General features: G+C 28.7%; 7 protein-coding genes. All 7 read left to right on the plus strand.

Annotated elements, in window-relative coordinates; translation table 11 throughout:
• The first annotated feature begins 119 nt into the window (after positions 1-119).
• The 7 genes from DFQ09_RS18230 (at position 120) to DFQ09_RS18260 (ending at position 6,842) form a co-directional block, all read left to right on the plus strand.
• Complete coding sequence (locus DFQ09_RS18230) at positions 120-809, plus strand: helix-turn-helix transcriptional regulator (RefSeq protein WP_115813001.1); 690 nt, start codon at positions 120-122, stop codon at positions 807-809.
• A gap of 86 nt (positions 810-895) precedes the next feature.
• Positions 896-1,846 carry an alpha/beta fold hydrolase gene (locus DFQ09_RS18235; RefSeq protein WP_115813013.1) on the plus strand — a complete coding sequence of 317 codons (951 nt, stop codon included), beginning with the start codon at positions 896-898 and terminating at the stop codon, positions 1,844-1,846.
• A complete protein-coding gene (locus tag DFQ09_RS18240; protein WP_115813003.1) occupies positions 1,839-2,420 on the plus strand; it encodes a YdeI/OmpD-associated family protein in 582 nt (193 codons plus the stop codon). Before DFQ09_RS18235 ends, DFQ09_RS18240 begins: the two co-directional genes overlap by 8 nt.
• Before the next feature lie 249 nt (positions 2,421-2,669).
• The gene (locus DFQ09_RS18245; protein ID WP_115813005.1) at positions 2,670-3,290 is read left to right on the plus strand and encodes a hypothetical protein; all 621 of its coding nucleotides are present in this window, start codon (positions 2,670-2,672) and stop codon (positions 3,288-3,290) included.
• A 165-nt stretch (positions 3,291-3,455) separates the two neighbouring features.
• Positions 3,456-4,925 (plus strand): hypothetical protein, encoded by a 1,470-nt coding sequence (locus tag DFQ09_RS18250; protein ID WP_115813007.1) that lies wholly within the window; start codon positions 3,456-3,458, stop codon positions 4,923-4,925.
• Between the two features lie 156 nt (positions 4,926-5,081).
• Positions 5,082-6,011: a hypothetical protein gene (locus tag DFQ09_RS18255; protein ID WP_115813009.1), complete on the plus strand. Its 930-nt coding sequence runs from the start codon at positions 5,082-5,084 to the stop codon at positions 6,009-6,011.
• Positions 6,012-6,179: 168 nt separating this feature from the next.
• Positions 6,180-6,842 (plus strand): hypothetical protein, encoded by a 663-nt coding sequence (locus DFQ09_RS18260; protein ID WP_115813011.1) that lies wholly within the window; start codon positions 6,180-6,182, stop codon positions 6,840-6,842.
• The last annotated feature ends 226 nt before the right edge of the window (positions 6,843-7,068 follow it).

Raw genomic sequence — 7,068 nt, forward strand, 5'->3', positions numbered from 1 at the left:
TCAAACTATTTTTTTGCCTTCTAAACGGCTCTAAAAAATCTTTTGAATGTGGAAATAATAACCAAAAAAGAGTCAACCTATATCAGTATAATACAAAAAAGCAGTAATTAAATTGAAAAATGGATTATTCCGAAACAAATAGACTATCAAGATTAACAGCAATCTTAATTCAATTACAGACCAAACGAATTGTAACTGCTTCGGAATTAGCTAATAAATTTAATATTAGCAAAAGAACTATATACAGAGACATTAAGGCATTGGAACAATCTGGTGTTCCTGTATTAACCGAAGAAGGAAAAGGCTATACATTAATGGAAGGATATAAAATCCCACCTGTAATGTTTACCGAAAAACAAGCAAATGCTTTAATACTTGCAGAACAATTAGTGCTAAATAGTAAAGATGCATCATTTGTCAAGGATTATTCGGAAGCAATAGATAAAATAAAATCAATTCTAAAATATACAACAAAAGATAAAGCTAATATACTTCTTGAACGTACACGTTATGACGAAAACATAAATAGAGAAAGGAATAGTAATAATTTATCAGATTTACAAAATGCATTAACTAATTACAACCTTGTTAAAATAGAATATATCAATAAAGAAAATTCTGCATCAATTAGAATAATAGAACCATTTGCTATTTTAAATTCTGAAAATTGGTATTTAGTTGCATTTTGTCGTTTGCGTAACGAGTTTAGGTTTTTTAGACCAGACAGAATTCAAAAATTAGAAATTCTAACAGAAAATTTCGAACCTCATAATATGACTTTGCAAGAATATTTTGACAAATATAAGTAACTCTTTTTTACCCTTGCCATAAGGCTGTCATCAACCCAATTTACATTTGTAGTATAATTATTTTAAAACAAAAAATGACAACACAAATGAACAAAAGTATTAATTCAATCGAATTTCCAAAATCTACTATGATATCAGTCAATGGTATTGAACTTGAAGTATTTGAAGCAGGTAAAGAGAATAAAGGTAAACCTATTATACTTTGTCACGGATTTCCAGAAAATGCGTTTTCTTGGCGTTTTCAAATTCCTGAACTTGTTAAAGCTGGTTATCACGTTATTGTACCAAATCAGAGAGGTTATGGTAAATCATCTTGCCCAACTGAAATAACAGCTTATGGCATTGAACATTTAACTGGAGATTTAGTTGCTCTACTTGACCACTACGGATATGAAAAAGCTACCTTTATTGGTCACGATTGGGGAGCAAATATTGTTTGGAGTCTAGCTTTATTAAATCCTGAGAAAGTAAATAAAATAATAAATTTGGCTTTACCATATATGCAAAGAGGAGAAAAACCTTGGATAGAGTTTATGGAAGAAATATTTGGACCAGATAATTATTTTGTTCACTTTAATAGACAAGTAGGAGTCGCAGATGCTATTTTGGATGAAAACAAATCTCAATTTCTTGGTAATTTGTTCCGAAAAAATGTACCACTTACAATGCCTGAACCAGGTATGATGATGATTAATCTTGCAAAAGAAGAGAAATCACTTGGAGACCCTATAATGAGTGAAAGTGAATTGGCTGTTTATGTTTCTGCTTTCGAAACATCAGGATTTACAGGAGGTATAAATTGGTATAGAAACCTTGACCAAAATTGGCATTTATTGGCAGACGTGAATCCAATCATTAAACACTCTGCACTTATGATATATGGAGACCAAGATATGATTCCTAAATCTGAAAATTTAACAGATTTTGTTCCTAATGTAGAAGTAGTTAGTTTAGATTGTGGTCATTGTATCCAACAAGAAAAACCTGAAAAAACTAATCAAGCCATATTAAAATGGTTAGAACAGCATAATGAATAAAGAGGAAATAGAAACATATTACCCTAAAAGTCAAACAGATTGGAGAAACTGGTTAGAAGTAAATCATCAGTTGAAACAGTCTGTTTGGCTTGTTTTTTATAAAAAATCAACAAAAGTTGCCTCTATTAGTTGGAGTGAATCAGTTGATGAAGCACTCTGTTTTGGATGGATAGATAGTACTAAAAAAACAATTGACTCAGAAAGGTACATCCAATATTTTAGCAAAAGAAAACCTAACAGTATTTGGTCTAAGGTAAATAAAGATAAAGTAGAATATTTAACTTCAAAAAAACTTATTCGAGAAGCTGGCTATAAAGCTATTGAAACGGCAAAGGCAAATGGTTCTTGGTTTATACTAGATGATGTAGAAGCACTAATTATTCCTGAAAATTTAAAAAAAGAATTTGACAAAAGAGAGGGAGCTTTAGAATATTACGAGAGTTTAAGTAAATCAGCAAAGAAAATTCTATTAAGTTGGATTGTACTAGCTAAAAGAGATGAAACTAAACAAAAAAGAATTATTGAAATAGCAGAAAATGCTAGTAAAAATACGAAACCAAAACAATTCCGATAAAATAAAAACGGCTTACAACAGGGTATAAAAAACATAGGGCGTTTGTGCTAAACCGAAAGTTCTATGCTTATTAACAAAGTCCGCTAAATATAAAATTTGGCGCTTATAGAAGAAAAGATAAAAGCAAAATATTTATATTTAGCTAAGTAATAAACCGAAACGATAGTGCTTATCACCTGCCCTACGTTTCTTATACTGAACGTTGTAAGCAATTTAACCGAACCCCAAAAACACACTTTGAAATAGAATATGAGCGAAAATAAATTTATAGAAAAGTTCCAAAATAAAACTGATTCGGAATTAGAATATATTTTAGAAAACAAAAAAAGTTATGACGAAAAAGCTATTTCTGCTTCAATTCATATTTTGAAAGAACGTAACGGAAAAACATCTGAAATAGAAACCGTAGAGAATGAAATCAAAATTGAAAAGGAAAAGAAACAAATAGCTCAAAAGAAATTTGTCGAAGAAGAAAAAAAGAAAAGCAATATTACGGACGACCCAAACGCACCTGAATTACATTCTAAACGTGTGATTATGGTTTTTTCTGGACTATTTTCCACTATTTTCGGAGCTGTTTTACTTATGTATAATATGAAACAAACCGGCAATAAAACTGGTAGAATTCAAGTTTTGATTTTTGGAGTTTTGTACACAATTGGAACACTTTTAGTTGTCAACTCGCTGAATATTAGCGGAAATATAGCTTTGATTTTTAATATTGCAGGAGGAGGAATTCTATCTGAATATTTTTGGAATAAATTTATTGGAAAAGAATTTGAACACAGAAAAAGAAGTTGGATAAAACCAGCGATAATTTCAGTCTTAATAACGGTTCCATTGATTTTAGCAACAATTTATGGACAATAAAAAACTGCTTACAACACCGTGTATAATTAATTGCTAGGTCACTGCCGACTTACGAAAATTCCGCTGGAATTTTCTATCTGTGATTTGTTTGCTAACTTTAAGGCTTAACCACGCAACTAACCATACACATCAACGTTGGCAACCATATCCACAAACTATCGATAAATGACAAAAAGACAAGTTTTTAGAATAATTTTAGGAATAATAACAATTAGCATAATAGGTGGAATTATATGGCTAAAAAAAACTGAAAAAGAGATTAATCAAACATCTAAAAAATCATTTCGTGAATACAATGCAAAAAATAGAGATTTATTTAATGATAATGATTTTAATGTAAATTTTGAGAGTAATAATATCTTAAACTTTAAAACAAAAATTAAAAACCCTTTTAGTGAAATTATTGAAGAATCTAAATTATCCTTGAAACTTATTTTAACTTACAAAAAAGGAACTTTAAAATATACTTCTATCATTAGAAATAGTGACCCATTTGAACATAGGTGGAAATATTTTGATTTTGATGTTTTCTTTAACCAAATGGATTTCACAAAACTTGATTTAGAAAAAGTCAAAGAATTTCCAGAATATGAAACTCTAATTGACACGTACAGAAAAGCCTCAAAAGGAAAAAATAATAGATACTATTTTAACGACGGCTCATATATTGACGAAAAAGGTTATAAATACAACTTATCATTATATAAAAAAGAATTAAACGATTTAAAAAAACAATATAACAAACAAAGAAGAAATCAATTGGAAAAAGGGCTGATTGAGTTTGAGAAATATTTTTATAATGATGTTTACAGCGAAAATCATTTTAAAGTAAACAGAAATTCTGTTTTTAATTCTAATTGTAATATCCATTTAGAAATATTTGATGATTTTACACAACAAAATGACTCTTTAGACATAAAAACAATACCTACAATAAATTTATTCAAAGTTGAGAAAGCTATTTTAGAAGTTTATTTAAAAGCTTCAAATACAAATGGTTTTTACTTTAACGATAAAGTAAAGTCAATAAATATAACAGAAAAATGGAATGACCATTTTGTTTCTCAAAAAAACGTTAAAACAAAAGAGTATGAAAGTTCTAATGCAATTAAAATATCAATTCCTAATTCATTAGAACAAGGGAAAACTAAAGCGGATTCGCAAACAGGTGGTAAAGAAGATATTTTTGGTCAAACAGAGGTTAAAATAGCTGAATCTGAATTAGTTTTTCAACCAAAAGACACAAATGATAAGACAAAAATAAATATCAAATATTCAAAGAATATTTTTAGCAAAAAACTACCAAAATGGAATCAGCCATTAAGTTCTGAAACTATCCAATCAATAGAGGAATCTACTAAAAACGAGCTTAATTCTTATCATAAAAAAACAAATTCAAACTTGGAATTAAAATGGTTAACTACAGAAAGTGGGAAAATAAATAATAATGTATATACGAAATTATCATATTTAACGAAAAATGTTAATGAAACTAATGAAATTTCATACTATATCTTTTTTAATGTTTATGACAATGTTATTATAACTTACACTCGGAATATAAATAATAAAACGAAATGGGATAGTATATTTTTGGAAGCATTAAAAACATTTGAATTTAAAAACAAAAAATAAAATACGGTTGCCAACACCGTATATAATTTATTGCTGGTTTCTTGCCTACTTGCGAAAGTCCTCTCGGACTTTCTTGGCTGGTAATTATTTACTAAATTAGTAGCTCAAACACGCAACAAACCATATACAAAAACGTTGCCAACAATATAACCCAAGATGCTGAATAAAGATATTTTATATAAAAGATTGTCTCATATTAAACAATTATTCAATATTGGAATTGGACAATCAAGTCAACACGAAAATATAGCTGTTTTTTCGATTTTGGCATTTCACGATAGTATTGAAATGTTTCTTAAACTTTTAGCAGAGCATAAGGGAATTAATGCCTCAAAGTTTAGCTTTCTCGATTATTGGGGAAAAATTCCTGATTTAACTCTTAAGGAATCAATGAGAAATTTGAATGCTCGAAGAGTGAATATTAAACACAAAGGGCTTCTACCTGCGAAATCCGAAATTGAAATCTCAAAAGTTAATGCAATTGACTTTTTTAATCAAAACACAATAAAACAATTTGACATTGAATTTACGGATGTTTCACTTATTGAACTGATAGGTTACAAGAAAGTAAAGGAATATTTAGATAAATCTCAAACTGCATTAAATATTGGTAATACAGCTGATAGCATAGAGAATTGTGCTTATGCATTTGAGGAATTGCTTCACACTTACGAAAAAAATAAATCTGTTTGGGGAGATTCACCGTTTTCAGTTGGTGCAGATATGACATTTATGAGTAGTTTCTCAATGGGAGTATCTAGAGATGGCAACGATAATGGAATTGGAAAATTAGCGGAATTTATAGACAAAGTAAAAGATTCGATTGAGGGACTTCAAAGAGCAGTAAAAATTACAAGCTTCGGAATTGATTATAAAGAATATGTGAAATTTAATATTCTAACACCAACAGTCACAAGATTTATTGGTGGAAATGTGGATTGTCAAATTAGAGGAGAAAGAAAATGGACTAATGAAAATTGTCAATACTGTATCGATTTTGTTGTGAAAAGTGCTTTAAATCTTCAAGAATTTGATTTTGATATTGAGACTTTAGAAGTTGACAGATTTAAACAAATTGAATTATAAATACTGTTGGCAACACCGTGTATAATTAATTGCTTTGGCAAGTGCTTATTTGGAAAATTCCTTCGGAATTTTCTCAGGTTCGTATTTGTTTACTAAATTAGTTGCTTAACCACGCAACTAACCATACACATCAACGTTGTATGTAATTTCCTAAAAAAGTGAATATTTATGAATTTAGAAAATCGCTCGAAGATCTTATCTTATTCTCTTGAATTAGAATATTATGTAAGTTTAGAACTTGCGAAATTATTAGACATAAAGGATTTTAAAAATTCTAAATCATTAGGAAATAAATCTTCATCTTTAAGTTTAAATCAAAAATTGAATTTATTATTAGACTTTGAAACAATTTCATCGAAAGAAAAAAGTATAATTGAAAGTTTTAGTTCTATAAGAAATCAATTTATGCACAATATCGATGCAACTTCATATGAATATGTAATTAATCAAATTAGTGGATTATTAAATCGACTAACAAAACTTTATCCTGAAAACTTTAAGTCAAATAATAATGAAATGAGCATTGAAAAATGTGTCGAAAATCTTTATATAGATTCTATAAAAATCCTATCGAATAAAAAAGGAAAAAAATTACAAGATGCTATTTCTGAAAGTATTGCGGAAGGAAGTGAAATGCTTTATGAAAATTTAGATGAAGCAATGAGTAAAAACCTTAATGAGTTTGAAAAATCAATGGAAAAATATTCTGGAGAATTAATTCCAAAATCAGAAGTTTTGAGACATTTAGCAATTTATAATCTTAAAGTCACAATAGAGAAAGTAAATGGAATTGACAAATTTAAGAAAAGCGTTCACGAAAATTATGAATAAAAAACTACATACAACACAGTATAAAAATAATGCTTAGTTTAGTGCTTAATCAAGAGTTCGTGCACTTTTGTTACGTCTGATTTTCCTGCGGAAAATCCTCGCACACAAAACCGCACTATTCTTATACATAAACGTTGGCATTCATTGAGCAGAACCGTTAGAAATGACAATTATTAGTAATTTAAAACAAAACGTTTGACTTTTAGCTCGTTTACGGAATCGGAAA

Source organism: Winogradskyella pacifica, assembly GCF_003386275.1.
Classification (GTDB): domain Bacteria; phylum Bacteroidota; class Bacteroidia; order Flavobacteriales; family Flavobacteriaceae; genus Winogradskyella; species Winogradskyella pacifica.

Excerpts from the sequence above, each read along its gene's own strand:
- DFQ09_RS18235 (WP_115813013.1), top strand. The coding sequence starts at position 896 with ATGAACAAAAGTATTAATTCAATCGAATTTCCAAAATCTACTATGATA.
- DFQ09_RS18250 (WP_115813007.1), top strand. The coding sequence starts at position 3,456 with ATGACAAAAAGACAAGTTTTTAGAATAATTTTAGGAATAATAACAATT.
- DFQ09_RS18240 (WP_115813003.1), top strand. The coding sequence starts at position 1,839 with ATGAATAAAGAGGAAATAGAAACATATTACCCTAAAAGTCAAACAGAT.
- DFQ09_RS18230 (WP_115813001.1), top strand. The coding sequence starts at position 120 with ATGGATTATTCCGAAACAAATAGACTATCAAGATTAACAGCAATCTTA.
- DFQ09_RS18260 (WP_115813011.1), top strand. The coding sequence starts at position 6,180 with ATGAATTTAGAAAATCGCTCGAAGATCTTATCTTATTCTCTTGAATTA.
- DFQ09_RS18255 (WP_115813009.1), top strand. The coding sequence starts at position 5,082 with ATGCTGAATAAAGATATTTTATATAAAAGATTGTCTCATATTAAACAA.
- DFQ09_RS18245 (WP_115813005.1), top strand. The coding sequence starts at position 2,670 with ATGAGCGAAAATAAATTTATAGAAAAGTTCCAAAATAAAACTGATTCG.